This is a genomic window from Xanthomonas sp. NCPPB 1062 (assembly GCF_041481705.2).
GTDB lineage: Bacteria > Pseudomonadota > Gammaproteobacteria > Xanthomonadales > Xanthomonadaceae > Xanthomonas > Xanthomonas euvesicatoria.
The window spans coordinates 77,573-92,972 of sequence record NZ_CM192987.1; the positions used below are offsets into that span (position 1 = coordinate 77,573).

The 15,400-nt window shown below is 63.9% G+C and carries 12 protein-coding genes and 2 pseudogenes; 6 read left to right on the forward strand and 8 right to left on the reverse strand.

Annotation, left to right across the window (positions count from 1 at the left end):
- Position 1: 1 nt before the first annotated feature.
- Positions 2 to 295 carry a transposase gene (locus tag ACCQ16_RS00340; RefSeq protein ID WP_011346252.1) on the forward strand — a complete coding sequence of 98 codons (294 nt, stop codon included), beginning with the start codon at positions 2 to 4 and terminating at the stop codon, positions 293 to 295.
- Entirely contained in the window at positions 292 to 1,149 is an 858-nt protein-coding gene (locus ACCQ16_RS00345) for an IS3 family transposase (RefSeq protein ID WP_218533069.1), read from the forward strand. Before ACCQ16_RS00340 ends, ACCQ16_RS00345 begins: the two co-directional genes overlap by 4 nt.
- A gap of 25 nt (positions 1,150 to 1,174) precedes the next feature.
- On the opposite strand, the pseudogene ACCQ16_RS00350 reads toward ACCQ16_RS00345, so the two are convergent.
- The 3 genes and pseudogenes from ACCQ16_RS00350 to ACCQ16_RS00360 all read right to left on the reverse strand — a co-directional run.
- Positions 1,175 to 2,119 (reverse strand): annotated as a pseudogene (locus ACCQ16_RS00350) (XVIPCD domain-containing protein); the annotation flags it as partial.
- Positions 2,120 to 2,196: 77 nt separating this feature from the next.
- Positions 2,197 to 2,835, reverse strand: a complete 639-nt coding sequence (locus ACCQ16_RS00355) for a hypothetical protein (RefSeq protein WP_372380160.1) — start codon at positions 2,833 to 2,835, stop codon at positions 2,197 to 2,199.
- Positions 2,836 to 2,952: 117 nt separating this feature from the next.
- Positions 2,953 to 3,417, reverse strand: a complete 465-nt coding sequence (locus tag ACCQ16_RS00360; RefSeq protein ID WP_372380161.1) for a hypothetical protein — start codon at positions 3,415 to 3,417, stop codon at positions 2,953 to 2,955.
- Between the two features lie 99 nt (positions 3,418 to 3,516).
- Between ACCQ16_RS00360 and ACCQ16_RS00365 the strand changes: the two genes are divergently transcribed.
- Positions 3,517 to 4,479: an IS1595-like element IS1595 family transposase gene (locus ACCQ16_RS00365; RefSeq protein ID WP_011347617.1), complete on the forward strand. Its 963-nt coding sequence runs from the start codon at positions 3,517 to 3,519 to the stop codon at positions 4,477 to 4,479.
- Between the two features lie 1,146 nt (positions 4,480 to 5,625).
- Here ACCQ16_RS00365 and ACCQ16_RS00370 read toward each other — a convergent pair.
- Together ACCQ16_RS00370 and ACCQ16_RS00375 are read right to left on the reverse strand one after the other, a co-directional pair.
- Positions 5,626 to 5,814, reverse strand: a complete 189-nt coding sequence (locus ACCQ16_RS00370) for a CsbD family protein (protein WP_008575250.1) — start codon at positions 5,812 to 5,814, stop codon at positions 5,626 to 5,628.
- Positions 5,815 to 6,050: 236 nt separating this feature from the next.
- Positions 6,051 to 7,226, reverse strand: coding sequence for an HDOD domain-containing protein (locus ACCQ16_RS00375; RefSeq protein ID WP_122272043.1), 1,176 nt, complete (start codon positions 7,224 to 7,226; stop codon positions 6,051 to 6,053).
- Between the two features lie 213 nt (positions 7,227 to 7,439).
- Here ACCQ16_RS00375 and ACCQ16_RS00380 point away from each other — a divergent pair.
- Positions 7,440 to 7,970, forward strand: a pseudogene (locus ACCQ16_RS00380) (SRPBCC family protein).
- Between the two features lie 300 nt (positions 7,971 to 8,270).
- Here the strand turns inward: ACCQ16_RS00380 and ACCQ16_RS00385 are convergent.
- From ACCQ16_RS00385 to ACCQ16_RS00395, 3 genes are all read right to left on the reverse strand, one after another.
- Positions 8,271 to 8,582: a protealysin inhibitor emfourin gene (locus ACCQ16_RS00385; protein WP_005917446.1), complete on the reverse strand. Its 312-nt coding sequence runs from the start codon at positions 8,580 to 8,582 to the stop codon at positions 8,271 to 8,273.
- Positions 8,579 to 9,649 carry a M4 family metallopeptidase gene (locus ACCQ16_RS00390; RefSeq protein ID WP_277573439.1) on the reverse strand — a complete coding sequence of 357 codons (1,071 nt, stop codon included), beginning with the start codon at positions 9,647 to 9,649 and terminating at the stop codon, positions 8,579 to 8,581. The genes ACCQ16_RS00385 and ACCQ16_RS00390 overlap by 4 nt, the downstream gene beginning before the upstream one ends.
- A gap of 109 nt (positions 9,650 to 9,758) precedes the next feature.
- The gene (locus tag ACCQ16_RS00395; RefSeq protein ID WP_218499722.1) at positions 9,759 to 10,415 is read right to left on the reverse strand and encodes an SDR family oxidoreductase; all 657 of its coding nucleotides are present in this window, start codon (positions 10,413 to 10,415) and stop codon (positions 9,759 to 9,761) included.
- Between the two features lie 258 nt (positions 10,416 to 10,673).
- Here ACCQ16_RS00395 and ACCQ16_RS00400 point away from each other — a divergent pair, with 258 nt between their 5' ends.
- Complete coding sequence (locus ACCQ16_RS00400) at positions 10,674 to 11,117, forward strand: NUDIX domain-containing protein (protein ID WP_029818138.1); 444 nt, start codon at positions 10,674 to 10,676, stop codon at positions 11,115 to 11,117.
- 283 nt (positions 11,118 to 11,400) lie between these two features.
- Positions 11,401 to 15,123 carry a M48 family metallopeptidase gene (locus ACCQ16_RS00405; protein ID WP_277573441.1) on the forward strand — a complete coding sequence of 1,241 codons (3,723 nt, stop codon included), beginning with the start codon at positions 11,401 to 11,403 and terminating at the stop codon, positions 15,121 to 15,123.
- Positions 15,124 to 15,400 lie beyond the last annotated feature (277 nt).

A 15,400-nucleotide genomic window follows, 5' to 3' on the forward strand; every position in this document is an offset into this window, starting at 1 on the left:
GATGCAGAAGCGTCAGCAATTCACTGCCGAGTTCAAGCGCGAAGCCGTTCGACTGCTTAGGGCCGGCGATCGACCAGCAGCCGTGATCGCGCGTGAGCTGGGGATTCCGCGTAACCGGCTCTACAAGTGGGCTACTGATCTCGATGCGAAAGGGGCCTCGGCGTTTGCTGGGAGTGGGCGCCCCAAGGCAAGTCAGGACGAGTTGGCCGTGCTGCAGCGCGAGTTGGCTCGCCTGCGTGAAGAGAACGAGATCTTAAAAAAAGCGGCGGCGTATTTCGCGCGAGCACTGCCATGAAGTACGCCTGGATCCGTGAGCAAGGCGAATACCGGGTGCGTCGGCTCTGCCACGCACTGGGGGTATCTCCGAGCGGCTATTACGCGTGGCGCGGACGTCGTCCTGGAACGCGTGTGCAAGAGAACGCGCGGCTATTGGAGCGGATCAAAGACATGCACCTGCAGACGTATCAAGCCTATGGTGCCCTGCGCATGTGGCAAGCCCTGCGCCAGCAAGGTGAAACCTGTGGCCGGCATCGGGTAGAGCGACTGCGTCGAGCGCACGGCATCCGCAGCAAGCGCCGTCAGCGCTATCTGCGCACGCGTAGCACCTACCAACGCACCATCGTGGCGCCGAACCGCTTGGCATGGCCCTTCGTCAGCCCTGGACGCGATCGGGTCTGGGTCGCCGATATCACCTTCGTGCCCACCCGCGGCGGTTGGCTGTACCTGGCAGCGATACTGGACATGCACAGCCGTCACCTTGCGGGCTGGGCGATGGGCGCTCGTGCCGACCAGGCCCTGGCCAGTGCGGCGTTGGAGATGGCACTACAACGCCGTCGACCATCAAAGGGCACCATCCATCACAGCGATCAGGGCTCGCAGTACACCAGCGGCGCGTATCAGCGGCAGTTGCAGGCGGCGGGCTTGGTGGCAAGCATGAGCCGCAAAGGCATGCCGTACGACAACGCAGTGATGGAAAGCTTCTTCAGTTCGCTCAAGCAGGAGCTGACGCACCACGAGCAGTTTGGAAGCCTCGACGAGGCACGCGCAAAGCTATTCACATACATCGAGGTGTTCTACAACCGCCAGCGCCTGCACAGTGCTTTGGGCTATCGCTCGCCGGTCGAGTTTGAAAGGACGGATGTTCCTTAATTAACCTGTCCGAGAAATCGGGGATGGTCCAAGACAAACTGCCATCCTGATTGAAGCCGAGGCCAGGATTTGCCACTGCCTTAGTGGTAAGCGGATCCCTGTGTACGAAATCTAGCGTCCTCGCATTCTTGGTGTTTAACATGAGATCAAGGCCATTGGCAGTCGGATTAGACTGTCTTTCGTGGCTGAGTAACGCATTCCAACCCGCGATTTCTGCTTTCGCTTCGTCCTCGCGTCCCGACTGGATATATGAACGCAGCTCGTTGGTGTAGTCGTGCACAGGAGTCTTGGCGATTGCCTGACTCCTTACATCATTCAGAAAGTTGGCGGTAGCTTTTGTTTTATCCGCATGATTAAAGCTGTGTTGAATTTCATGCCCAAGTACGAACACCATATCTTTCTCAGAGAATCTGCCCTGAGGGTTGTTGGCAGATGCTGTCTGCAAGCCAATCGGCGGCAAATTCATAACCTTGTTGTTGCCATCATAGGTCCCGCCGGCGGAGACACCCGGTCCAACAAATCCAAAGCTCTCAAGTTGTGCACGTTTCGGGCTTGATGTATCCGAAGGATCGACGGTGGTTGCCGCTTTCTTAAGCTGATCAGCAAGGAACGGTGATCTGTTTAGCGTGGACTGCAAGTTGTCCACCATATCCTGCGTCACAGGATGACTGACTCTGGCCACATCTTGATACGTGCTCCGAGCAAACACCAGAGTCATATGTTGGACTTGCAGCGTAGCCTTTAAATCACTACTAGGAGTTGTGCCTGCTGGCTGAAAGCTTGCCGTCGGGAGCGTGATAACTCCGCTTTGCATGTCGTAACTGCCCACTAAATTTGGGGCTCTATTGGCTGATGACTGTAAGGAAAATCCCTGCAAATGCCCTTGTTTAGCCTCTTTCTCGAACTCTTTAAGAAGCGTTGTGTTGGAGATAATTGCCGTGCGCAGTTGCTGTGCTTGATCCCGCGTCACACTTGGATCAGTTGAGAAACGGGCAAGCGCTGCTTCGAGTTGGGGGCTGACGGCTGCCATCTTTCGTTCCTTGTTGATTAGTTCAACGTACCGATAGATTTGACGCAAAGTCGACCAGGCTCACGGACCACAATGTTCCTCGGGACAACGGAAATAACGATATCCCCACCAACTCCATCTTTTGCAAATTTTGTGTAACGCCAATCCTCAAGCTGACCAATCGGTCCGTAAGTAGGTGAGGCATTAAAGCCCATTGCTTTAAGTGCCTTGTCATAATGATCAAAATCAAGCCCGCAGACAGCAGACATATTAGACCAATCGCCTTTATCGTTTTGAAAAGTCAAGTCCACGCCTTTTAAAAGCGAGGGCGATTCTGGAACATAGGTAAATGCATAGCGCCACCCATCTTGCAGATCGATGCTCCAGTACGCCACTGACAGCTCTGCTGGATCTGGTTTCTTAAGAGTGATCCCCATAACTTCCCGAATACGTTCGGGACTCAGGTCATCACGGGACTCTAGCCCCTCGATCAGTTTCAAGAACCGATTGCCTATTTCTTCAGCGCTAAGCGTAATTTTGTTGGCGGTGACAGCCTCTGGCAAAGTCATGTCAGCGTGCTCCTTCGGAAGCGGCTTCAGTGGTCCATGGGCACAAGCACTTAGTGCAGGTGCGCAGAGTGCGGTTAGGAAGAGCAGGGCTGCTCGGGGGAAGCGCATTGGCAGATCCTAAGGGGTGACAGACGCAGCATACAATGTGTGAATTCATACGTAGAAAAGCTGGCGAGAGCTGCTTCGAGTTGCGGGCTAGGCGTTGCCATCAGCTTCCGTCCTTGGTTAGTTCAGTGTTCCAATTGATTTGACACATAGCCTGCCGGGAGAAACAGGCACTTCATTTTGAGGAACGAGCGAAATCACAATATCGTTTCCGCTTCCGTCTTTCGCGAAATTAGCAAACCGCCAGCTTTGTAGTTGGCCGATCTCACCATGCACGGGCGAATCCACAAATCCCAACTCAATAAGCGAACTTTTGTATTCCTCAAAATCGACGCAGTTATCTTGAAGACTTGAAGATCCTTCATCCTCGTTGACAAAAGACAGACCAATGCCCTGCTTGAGAGCACGAGACTCGGGAGTAAGCTCCAATAAGTAGCTCCAGCCATTACTAAGCGCTTGGCCGTGGATATACGACTCAAGAGCCTCAGAGGGGAAGGAAACTTTTTTCAGAGAAATGCCAGTGACTTCGCGGACCCGATCGACTGTCAGATCTTTCCTGGAGTCCAACCCGCCCAGCAGTTTCAAAAATCTTCCTGATTAGCCCTGACCTTCAGCCGCCAGTCGCAGGATCTGCGCCGCGCTGGGTGGATGCTGCTGTCACTCTGAAGCCAACGAGGTGACGTGATGAGCATCAATGCGGTGCAGTTCCAGGCTGGATTGTCGATGCCTGAGTTCTTCGCGTTCTACGGCACCGAGGCCAAGTGCTATCGCGCGCTCTACACGTGGCGTTGGCCGCAGGGCTTTCGTTGCCCTGTTTGTGCCGGGCGCGTGCGCTCGCGTTTCAAGCGGCGTGCTGCGATCTACTACCAATGCAGCGCGTGCCGGCATCAGACCAGTCTGATGGCAGGCACGATGTTCGAAGGCACCAAACTGCCGCTGCGCACCTGGATGCTGGCCTTGCACCTGTTGACCTCGACCAAAACCAACATGGCCGCACTGGAGCTGATGCGTCATCTGGGGGTTAACTACAAGACGGCCTGGCGGATGAAGCACAAGATCATGCAGGTCATGGCCGAGCGTGAAGCCACGCGGAAATTGGCGGGTTTCGTGCAGATCGACGATGCCTATCTCGGCGGCGAGCGTAACGGTGGCAAGGCCGGACGCGGATCAGAGAACAAACAAGCGTTCCTGATTGCGGTGCAGACCGATGCCACCTTCACCGCGCCGCGCTTTGTGGTGATTGAGCCGGTGCGCAGCTTCGACAACACCTCGCTGCAGGACTGGATTGCCCGTCGCCTGGCGCCCGAATGCGAGGTCTACACCGATGGGCTGGCCTGCTTCCGCCGGCTGGAAGACGCCGGCCACGCGCACACCACGCTGGACACTGGCGGTGGTCGTGCCGCGACCGAAACGGCCGGTGCACGTTGGCTCAACGTGGTGCTGGGCAATCTCAAACGCGCCATCAGCGGCGTGTATCACGCTATCGCGCAAGGCAAATACGCAAGGCGCTACCTGGGAGAAGCGGCCTATCGTTTTAATCGTCGATTCCGCTTGCGCGAGATGCTGCCGCGACTTGCCACGGCCATGATGCAATCCAACCCATGTCCAGAGCCGGTCCTGCGTGCAGCGAGCAATTTTCATGGCTGAGAGTCAGGGCTAATCAGGAAAATCTTTCGCCAATCTCAACAGCGCTGAGCGTAGGGTTGACCATTGAAGTATCAGGCGTCGTCATTGCACGCGGCTTTTTTGGAAGTGGCGAAGTAGGTTTAACAAGTGTATGTGCGCATGCACATAGCGAAGTTACGCAGAGGATGGCAACTGAGAACATTGCAACCTTGGTGGGTCTCATACGCGATCCGTACACGTAGGCAGGTCATCGTACTTGAGCAAGGCAGGTCGCGGGATCACTTCCGCGCAAAGGATTCACTCATAGCATCGCTGCTCCACTGAGCATGTGACTCAGCGGCAGATCGGTGCACGCATACCATCTCGAATCCGTCCTGACATAACGTCATCGGCCCGGGTCGAAGTCGCGATGATCTTGAGCAGCCACGTCACCTGCGGGAACACTACGCGTTCCTCTCTGCTGTCTTCCATCAACCACAGCTCCGATGTCTTTCGGATGCTGGTGAAGTTAGGGATACTAACTCTTGTTGTCAACAGGCAGATTCTTCGAAAAGCGTGGCTTCCAAACGGTATCGCTTGCTCTAACTCATGCCCTTCAAAGCAGCCGACGTCACCACTCATCGCGTCGCCTCGACGGCATGCCTGTCGCGCTCATGCCGCTGCGCCGCTTCCAGCGCGGCCACGAATCCTGCATCGGCATCGGTATATGGGCTTGCGGTGCAGGTGCCGATGTCTTCTGCAATGCGGAAAACATCGCCTAGGCTGCTGCATTGGTGCGGCTCGCATTGCCGCGTGCTGCACTGCGTAGCAGCTGGCGTGAGGCGGCGAAGCTGCGGCCGCGGGTGATGAGATGGTTACCTTCCGTCTCGCATCCGTCACGCCAGGCGCTGCCATCAGTGAGTAGCCCCCATAGTCCCGGTGCTGGCAAGGCGCTCGCCAATATGCATACCCACCTGCAGACCCGGTTCGGTATGCACGCCAGCCTGCTGTTCCATACGTGCGATACAGCGTCAGCGCCGCGTGCCAAAACGCCAACGCCCCGACCAGGTCGGGGCGTTGGTGATCGAGCGCTGCTTGCGCTACATCACTGCGTGCGATGTACGCGACGCATAGTCCTGATGCGGTTTACAGCACGGCAGGCATCCGCCTACCGATCATGCACCCGATTTACTTATTCGATTTGACAGCGTCGCGCACGTCATCGGCAACTTCGCCGGCCTTGCGCTGCACCTTGCCAACATTCTTTTCGGCGGCGCCTTCCAGTTCGGTGCTCTTGTCGCCAGTGACGCGGCCGATGGCTTCCTTGACCGAGCCCTTGACCTGCTTGGCGGCACCGTCGATACGATTCTTATCCATGGATGTTGCTCGTCGTTTGGGGAACCCGGCCAGTCTGTGCGCGCCGGCGTGAGCATGATGTGCGCTTGCATCCGGATGCCCCAGTTGCGAATGCACTAATTGCGTTAGTGCATTTGCGCCAGCTGCAGCTAGCAGGGCCTGGCTAAGCCGAATCTTCAAGGCATGCAGTGGACATGGTCATCGGCTGATTGACGCTGGGATGCTGCGGTAAGCAACGGCCGTAGCGTTACTGCAACTCACTCCACGCTCGCTGCCACCAGCCGCTGCCACAGTGCGGCGTTGGCGTCGCTGTCCGGCTGCAGGGTGGCCAGGATGCCGAGCGCGCGGTCTTCGTGCTCGGCACCGTGGCGGGCGAGCATGGCCAGGGCGGCGGCGAGGCGGCCGTAGCGCAATGCCAGGCCGAGCGGGGTGGCGAGCAGGCTGGTGTCGTGTTCGGGGCGCTGTTCGTCCAGCGCGGTGCCGAGCTGTGGCGGCAGGTCCCAGGCGGTGGCAATGGTCTTGGCCACGGCGGCGGTATGGCGTTCGACCAGGGCGGCGGCTACCTCCAGGTTGTAGGGCACGCCGCGGCGCTCGGCGTAGGTGTCGCGCAGGACGCGCAGGATCACGATCGCGCCCAGGCCCTGCAGCAAGCCGGCGAGTTGACCGGACAAGGTGTCGCCGCCGCGTTCGCGCAGGTAGGCGGCAGCGGCGGTGGCGGTGCGCAGGGCGTAATCCCACACGGCGGCAGGCAGGCGTGAGTACAGCCCGCCATCCAGGCTCAGCACCGGCTGCATGACGGCCGCGGCGACGATCTGGCGCACGCCTTCGGTGCCGATATGCACGACCGCGCGCTCCAGGCTTTCCAGCGGACCGCCTTGCGGGCGGTACAGCGCACTGTTGGCGATGCGCAGCAGGTTGGCTGCCAACGCGGGGTCCTGCGCGATGATCGCGGCGATGCCGCGGCCGGAGGCATCGGGATCGTTCACCGCACGCATCAGCTGCGGCAACAGGTGCGGGCGACGCGGCAGCAATTGCGGCCGCAGGTCGACTTGTTCGAGCGCGGCGGCGACGGCGGCCAACACCTCGGCCTGGGCGGGGTCGGTGGGCAGCGTGCCCTCGGCCAGCGATGGCGTGGCCATCACCGCCGCATACATGCGCCGCAACAGCGGGCGCATCGGCGGTGGTTCGATTTGCAACGTCTGCGCAGCCGGCGGCGGCACGGGCTGCTGCAGCGGCGCGGCGGGCGATGGTGCCGGTGCAATCGGCGAGGGCGAGGGCGAGGCATGTGCTGTGGACGCATTGCTTGCCGACGGCGGCGCGATGTCATCGGCCTTGGCGTCGCGGCGTCGCGCCAGCAACCACCACAGACCTCCGGCGAGCACAACGGCACCTAGCAGTCCGGCGGCGAGCAGCAACACAGTGACGAGCATCATGGAAAAATCGTCTGATCAGTGCGGCGACTATCCGCGAAGCCGGTCGCGGCGGCAATGCGAGGGTGTGTCGCTGGACATTGCCGTCGGACTCTCGGGCAGGCTGGCGCGCACATGCAGCAGGCCAACGTCGCGTCGTTGCGGGCTGGGGCAACGCAGTGCGTGCAGCAGGCAGCAGCTCATACCTCGCCGAGCCGCCGCCGCCCGGGCGCGATAGTGGCGCACGCGGGCCATGGCCTGCCGATGATGTGCAACGGCCGGTTCATGGCTAGCATGCAGAGACGTTCTCTGCCCAAGCGAGTGCCCATGTCCACCGTCACGCTCCACCGCGTCATACGTGCCAGCCCCGAGCGGATCTATCGCGCCTTCCTCCAAGCCGATGCGGTGGCCAAGTGGCTGCCGCCCAATGGCTTCACCTGCACCGTGGAGCATTTGCATGCGCATGTCGGCGGCACCTTCCGCATGGCGTTCACCAATTTCGCCAATGGCCAGCGCCATGCGTTCGGCGGCACCTACCGCGAGCTGCAACCCAACGTGCTGTTGCGCTACGACGATGCGTTCGACGACCCCTCGCTGCCTGGCACCATGGTCACCACGGTGCAGTTGCATACGCTGCCGTGCGGTACCGATCTGCACGTGGTGCAGGAAGGCATTCCCGCGCAGATTCCGCTACACGCCTGCTAGCTGGGTTGGCAGGATTCGTTGATGCTGTTGGCGCATCTGGTGGAAGCGCATCCGGAGAATTGATCGGCTGCCGCGCACCGCGTGCTTGGTGCAGTGCAGCGATGAGAGGCATGTCTTCAGACTGACCGCTGCGCTGCACGTCGCGCTAACGCGGCGCGCGCCACTATGCATCACCAGCTGTGCAGCCCTAGAGCATCTAGGCAGCTTAAAGGGTGCAGGCATCCGCAGTTGGACCACATTCGCTCACCGACAGACACCGCGCACCGCGCGGTGTCTTCGTTTGGGTAAGAAGCCAATGCCGCGCATCGCACGCGCCGCTGTAGAGCGGTGCCTTCCAGGTCACATTGCGGCCATCGACCTGCGCTACAGCGTGCCCTGCTTCCACAGCTGCACGATTTCCGCAGGTGCATGTTCTTCGGGGATGCGCAGCGGCTCGCTGGCGCCATCCCAGACGATGCTGAAATAGCGGCGATCGCCACCGCCGGCCTGCGGCGCCGGCAACGCGTGCGCCATGCACTGATCCAGCACGCTGCGCAGTCGCACCCGCTGCGCATCGTCCAGCGCATCCATCGCCAACTGGCGCTCGCGGCGCATGGCCGGAAACGCCGCCACCCCGCCTTCGCGCGCCAGTCGCAAGGTCACGCCGGTTTCCACCGGTGGCCGTTGTGGGCTCATGCGAGCACGCCCACGTCGCGCCAGGCTTGCTGCACTGCTGCGGTTTCGCTGCTGTTGGCGCCGTACTCGGCGCTGGCCACCTCGACGGTCAGCGCGGCGAAGGTGGCGAAGTCCGCGCTGGCGGCCAGTTCGCCACCGGTGAGCGCGCGATACCAGATGCGCCCGGTCTTCTCCCACGCCGCACCACCGATCGCGACGGCGGCCCGATAGAACGCGTGATTGGGAATGCCGGAGTTGTAGTGCACGCCGCCATCGTCCTCTTGCGTGTCGACATAGCCGGCCATGGTCGCCGGCTGCGGGTCCTTGCCCAGCGCCGGGTCATCGTACGCGCTGCCGGGCGCCTGCATCGAGCGCAGGCCTACGCCCTTGATGCCGGGCATCAGCAAGCCGGCGCCGATGATCCAGTCGGCCTGGTCGGCGCTCTGGCGCAGCGTGTACTGCTTGATCAGCACGCCGAACACGTCCGAAATCGATTCGTTCAAGGCACCGGACTGGCCTTGATAGATCAGGTTGGCGGTGCGCTCGGTGACGCCGTGGGTGAGCTCGTGCCCGACCACATCCAGGGCGATGGTGAAGCGGTTGAACACCTCGCCGTCGCCGTCGCCGAACACCATCTGCTCGCCGTTCCAGAACGCGTTGTCGTAGCCACGCTCGTAATGCACGCTGCCGATCAGCGGCATGCCCGCCGCGTCGATCGAATTGCGCCCGTACACGGTCTGGAAAAAATCGTGGGTCGCGCCCAGGTAGTCGTAGGCTTCGGTCACCGCCACGTCCTGGGTGGCGGCGGCACCTTCGTCACGCACCAGGGTGCCGGGCAGGGCGGTGCCTTGCTGGGCATCGTAGATGCGCCGCTGCACCGCCGGGGCGGTCTGTTGCGCCTTGGCATCTGCCGCCGGCGCATCGGCGCGTGCCAGCAGCCCCAGTGCGCGCTGCTGCCGTAGCTGGGCGGTGATTTGCCGCGAAAGCAGCGCGCACTGGCGCGCGTGTGCGGGCGCAGCCTGCGCCACATGTTCGAGCAGATACGGCGGCAGGATCCCGGCGCGGCGCGCGCTGACAAACGCGGACATAAGCGACCTCCACAATGGCTGCGCCAGCGACTATGCGGGCGCCGGCTTTAGGAATTCGTTAGCCGGCGCCGGTGGCCGCGTGCAGTGCGGATCGCATGGGGTGTTGCGTTCATTCCAGCTGCGACAGCGCCTGCGCAATGGGGGTCTGCCCGTCGATAAAGCCGATCGTTTTGCCGATGCTGCCCGGCGTTGCCAGTGCGGCGGCGATCACCTGCGCCACGTTGGCACGCGAGACGCCGCCTTCGGCATCGCTGCCCGGGTCGCGGGTGATGCGGCCCGAGGGCGGGTCCAGGGTGAGCCGGCCGGGGCCGAGCACGGTCCAGTCCAGCGTGGTACTGCGCAGGTGCGCATCGGCAGCGGCCTTGGCCTGCGCATAGGCGAAGAAGGCATCGTCCGGCCCGATGCCGTGTTCCAGCCCTGCGCCGAGATAGGACACCATCACATAGCGCCGCACGCGCGCCTGCTCGGCCGCATGCATGGAGCGAATGGCCGCATCGCGATCCACCGCGTAGGTGCGCGCCGCCTCGCCGCCGCCCGCCCCGGCCGACCACACCACCGCATCGTGACCGGCCAGTTGCGCGGCGATGGCATCGGTCTGTGCGTGTTCGATATCGAACACCACCGGCGTGGCGCCATCGGCCATCACGTCGTCTTCGTGTGCAGGGTTGCGGAACAGCGCGGTGACCTGATGCCCGCCTTGCACCAACAGCGGCGCGAGCAGGCGCGCCACCTTGCCGTGGCCACCGATGACGAGAATTCGAGACATGCATCTCTCCAACAGCTGCGCGCCGACATGGCGCGGAAAGGCGGCCATCCTCGCCAATGCGGTGCTAAGGCGGTGTAATCGCGCGCCGGCACTGCCATACCGCGATAGGCGCATGCCTTCCGCAGTTGCGCGCTGCCGCCGTTGCTTCCTGGGTGGCGCTCCTCAGTGCCAAGGCGTGGCGATCGAACAGGCCGGCCAGCATTCCCCGCAGCCACCACATCTAGGACACTGACGGGCCAGAGTCTGCGAGAGTTGCTGATGCCGATGTCTTCCGAGTTACGCCCGCGCGTTGGCTGCGGTGCCTTCATCCAGCGCGTCGATGGCCGCCTGTTGCTGGTGCTGCGCGGGCGTGCGCCCGAGCAAGGCCATTGGGGGCTGCCCGGCGGCAAGGTGGACTGGATGGAAACCGTGGAAGCCACGGTGGTGCGCGAAGTGCTCGAAGAAACCGGCCTGCAGGTGCACCCGCAGCGCGTGCTCTGCGTGGTCAGCCACTTCGAGCCGGACATGGACCCGCCGCAGCATTGGGTGGCGCCGGTGTATCTGGCCAGCATCCAGGGCCCGGAACAGGCGGTGCTGCGCGAACCGCAGGTGCTGCTGGAACTCGGCTGGTTCGCACTCGATGCCCTGCCCACGCCACTGACCCGCTCGGCCATGCAGGCGGTGCAGCAGGTGCAGGCCGAGCGCGCCGCAGCCCGGGCATGACTGCCTGACAGCCGCGCTGCGGCTCTCGTGCGGCGGGCATGTGCTGCGCCGCGCAGGTCACATGGATTTTGTCGCCGCGCTCGGCTATTTTCTGCGCTGCCGGGGCGAGGGGACAGCGCGCCCGGCGGATCGAATCGCACGGCCGGGATGCCGAACGACTGCGTGGCGCCCGGCCACTCATCAGGGGACACGAATGGAATCGCTCTATCCGCAAGGCCCGGCCGTGGTGCCGGAACAGCTCACTGCGCCCAGCAGCAACTATCGTCGCAACGCCTGGCTGGCCATGCTCGGCCTGGGCGGTTTCATCGCCGTGTACCTGGGCCTGCTGGTGTGGTTCGGCTGGACCGCCTACCGGCTGGTCGCCGGCTTGCTGCAGGGTTCCGGTGGCGAGCAGGCGTTCTGGCTTTGGGTGGTGGCCGCCGGCGCGGTGTTTCTGGCGGTGTTCATGGCCAAGGCGCTGGTGTTCAACAAGCGCGCCGAACGCGACACCCGCGCGCTGGAACTCACCCCCGCCGAGCAGCCGGCGCTGTTCGCCTTCCTGTACCGGCTGGCCGACGATGCCGGGGCACCGCGCCCGCACAAGGTGTACCTGTCGGCGCAGGTCAACGCCGGGGTGTTCTACGACCTGTCGCTGATCAATCTGCTGCTGCCCTCGCGCAAGAATCTGGATATCGGGCTGGGCCTGGTCAATGTGCTCAACCTGGGCGAATTGAAGGCGGTGCTGGCCCATGAATTCGGGCATTTCGCCCAGCGCACCATGGCGGTCGGCCGTTGGGTGTATATCGCCCAGCAGATTGCCGCGCACATCGTGGGCAAGCGCGATGCGCTGGACCGCATACTGGCCACGCTGTCGCGCATCGACCTGCGCGTGGCGTGGATCGGCTGGGGGCTGTCGTTGATCGTGTGGTCGATCCGCTCGCTGGTCGAAATCGCCTTCCGCGGCGTGGTACTGGCGCAACGCGCCCTCTCGCGCGAGATGGAATATCAGGCCGACCTGGTCGCCGCATCGCTCACCGGCAGCGATGCGCTGGTGCATGCACTGCACAAGCTGGAAGCGGCCGATGACGGCTTCCAGCGCGCGCTGCGCTTTGCCGCGCGCGAATTCGCCCAGGACCGCCCGGTCAAGGATCTGTTCGCCATCCAGTCGCGCATCATCGAACACATGCGCGTGGTGTTGAACGACCCCGGCCATGGGGCGGTGCCGGCGGTACCGACCGAGACAGCGCCGATGCACCGGCTGTTTCATGGCGAAATCGCACAGCCCTCGCAGATGTGGGCCACGCATCCGCCCAGCGCCGCACGCGAGGAGAATCTCAAGCGCCGCTACATCGCCTGCCCCATCGATGCGCGCCCGGCGATGGAGCTGCTGCACGATGCCCAGGCGCTGCGTGAACGCGTGTCGCTGGGCATGTTCAACGGCCAGGCGCCCACCTGCGTGGACACTGCCGTTTCGCTGGAGCAGTTGGAACGCGACTTCGCCGCGTTGTCGTTGTCGCGGCGCTACCAAGGGCTGTACCTGGGGCGCTCGTGCACGCGTACCGCGCGCACCCTGGACGAGCTGTATGCCACGCCGCTGCCGTCCGGCGACCTGCTGCAGGCGCTGGACGGCCTGTACCTGCCCGACGATGGCCAGGCGATCGAACAACTGCGCGAGCGCGAGCGCCAACGCGCCACCTTGCAAGGCCTGATGGATGGCGGGTTGCGCGCCGCCGGCGGGGTGGTGACCTGGAAGGGCACCACGTTGTCGCGCACGCAGCTGCCGGCGGTGATCGCCGAGCTGGACGACGAGCTGCGGGTGCTGCGTGCGCGCGTCAGCGGCCATGATCAACGTTGCCGCAGCGTGCACCTGGCGGCAGCCAACCGTATCGGCGGCGGCTGGCCGGCGCTGCTGCGTGGCTATCTGGCCGTGCTGCATTACACCGACCACACCATCGCCGATCTGGAAGACGCCAATCTGCTGTACCTGCAGACCTTCCAGAGCGTGATCGCCGATGGCCGCGTCTCGTCCAAGGAATTGCGCAAGCTGGTGGCGGCCTGCAATCAGGTGCAACGCGCGCTGGGTCAGGTGTATGCGCAAGCCGGCCAGGTGCAGATGAACGCGCCGCTGGCGCAGGCCCTGGGCAAGCCGCAGTGGTCGCAGTGCCTGCCGGAATTTGGTCTGGTCGAGGCCGACGAGAACAACATCAATGCCTGGATGAAGGCCGCCGGCAGCTGGGTGCAAGTCACCCTGGACGCCCTGGGCACATTGCGCGATGCCAGCCTGGAAGAGTTGCTGCGTGCAGAAAACGCCGTGGCCGAGCGACTGCGCAGCGGCGACACCTCGCCAACCGACGCCACCCCTCCGGCGGCACCGACCGACTACCCGATCCGCCTGCCGGGCGAGATGCGCCAACGCGATCTGCGGCAGAACCTGTGGCAGCGCTTTCTGGCCGCCGACGGCGTGTTTCCGTCGGTGGCGCGGGTGGCGGTGGCCGCATCGATCGTGGCTGGCGTGTTGTGGGCCGGCGGCGCGGTGGGCATGGCCGAAGTGGTCGCCTACAACGGTTTGCAGCAGACCGTGACGGTGGCTATCGACGGGCAGTCGGCCACCATCCCGGCCAATGAGCGCCATGTGTTTCGCCTGTCAGAGCGTTCGACCCATCATGTGGAAACCCGCACCGCCAACGGCGCGGCGATCGAACGTTTCGATGCGCCCAGCGGCGGCCACGGCGGCCAGTTCGCCTACAACGTGGCCGGTGCCGCGCTGCTGCTGAACTGGCGTGCCAGCTACGGCTCGGCCAGCGAAGACACCACGCGCAGCCTGAGCACCACACGCTGGGAACGCACCCAGGCGCAGGACATCTTCAGCGAGCCGCCGCAGAAGGTCAGCGGCAAGGGCGGCCAGTACCGCGACGTGCTCACGGCCGTGTCCGGGCGTTCGCCCCACGAGCTGTTGGGCGAGCTGGGACCGGAGCGCGATCTGGCGCTGATCACCGCGCATGCGCGCTGGGACGCTGCGGACTCGGCGTATCTGGAGCAGTGGATGGAGCAATTGCGCAGCGCAGCGCCACAGGCCTTGCCCGCCATTTTGACCGAGCGCCTGCAGCGCAACCGGCAAGACGTGGTGGCGCTGCGGATGCAGCAGGACATCGCCACGCCCGAGCAACGGGCGCAGGTGTGCGGCCAGCAGACTACCGCTGCGCAGGCGCATCCGGATGCGCCTGCATTGCAGTACGCGGCGATCCGCTGCCGCAGCGATACCCCCGAACGCGACCAGGCGTTTGTCGCCGCACAGGCGCGCTGGCCGAATGACCCGTGGCTGCAGCGCGCTGCAGCGGCCGTGCAGGTCGGTCAGCTGCATCTGCCGCAAGCCCAGGCGCTGTACGAACAGGCAGCGCGCGCGCCGGCACTGGCCGATGAAGTGCTGCCGCTGCTGGCGCGTTTGCAGCGCTACCGCGGCCTGGCGACGGACCTGCCAGGCATGGCGCAGCAGTCGCCATCACTGGCATCGATCGTGGCACTGGAGGGCGGTGAGCGCACCCAGGGCACGCCGTACCACAGCTATTACGCCCTGGCCCACGGGCAACTGGACACGGCAGTGACAGAGGCGGCCGCCGATGCCGACGTGCAGGCGCGCATCGTCCGGCTCGCGGCCGCGTCCCATGGCGCCAGCGCCGCATTGCTGCAGCAGGCACGCGTGCTACCCGAAAGCGCCGGGCTCGACCCGATCACTGCACCGAGCGCCTGGGCACTGGCCGCGCGCGAGGGCTGGCAGACGGATGCGTTGCGTGCGGCAACCCTGCAAGGGACCGGCGAAGATGGCGCCTACATCGCCCGGTTCTTCGACGCGGTACAGGCCGGCGGCAGCCAGCAGCAGGCCGAAGCGGCGTTGGGCGGCGTGAGCCTGGTCGGCCGCGGCCTGGCCTACACGATGGCGGCGGTCCTACTGGGCCAGCGCTGCCCGGATGCATGGCGGCGTGGCGCCCAGCAGCTGTTGTTTGCCAGCGAGCGCCCCTATCTGGGCTGATGCAGTGCCCGGTGTACGACGATGCAATCGCTCAGGTGAGGGCGCCACGTCCCTCGCTCGGACACTGCCGGCGTAGCGCACGCGATGACGCCGCGTTGCCGAGCGGATGCCCAGCAACGAACAACACCTGCGCTCGCCGCCGTGCGGGTGCGGGCCGGCCGCGGCACAGCTTCCATTTCCCACGCCCCACGGAAAAAGCCAGCAGGCGCTACGCGCCATCGCGCGTTTTTTTCAGCAGGCAGCGCAGCTGCCGTTGCCGAAGTTCGACGCGCAGCCC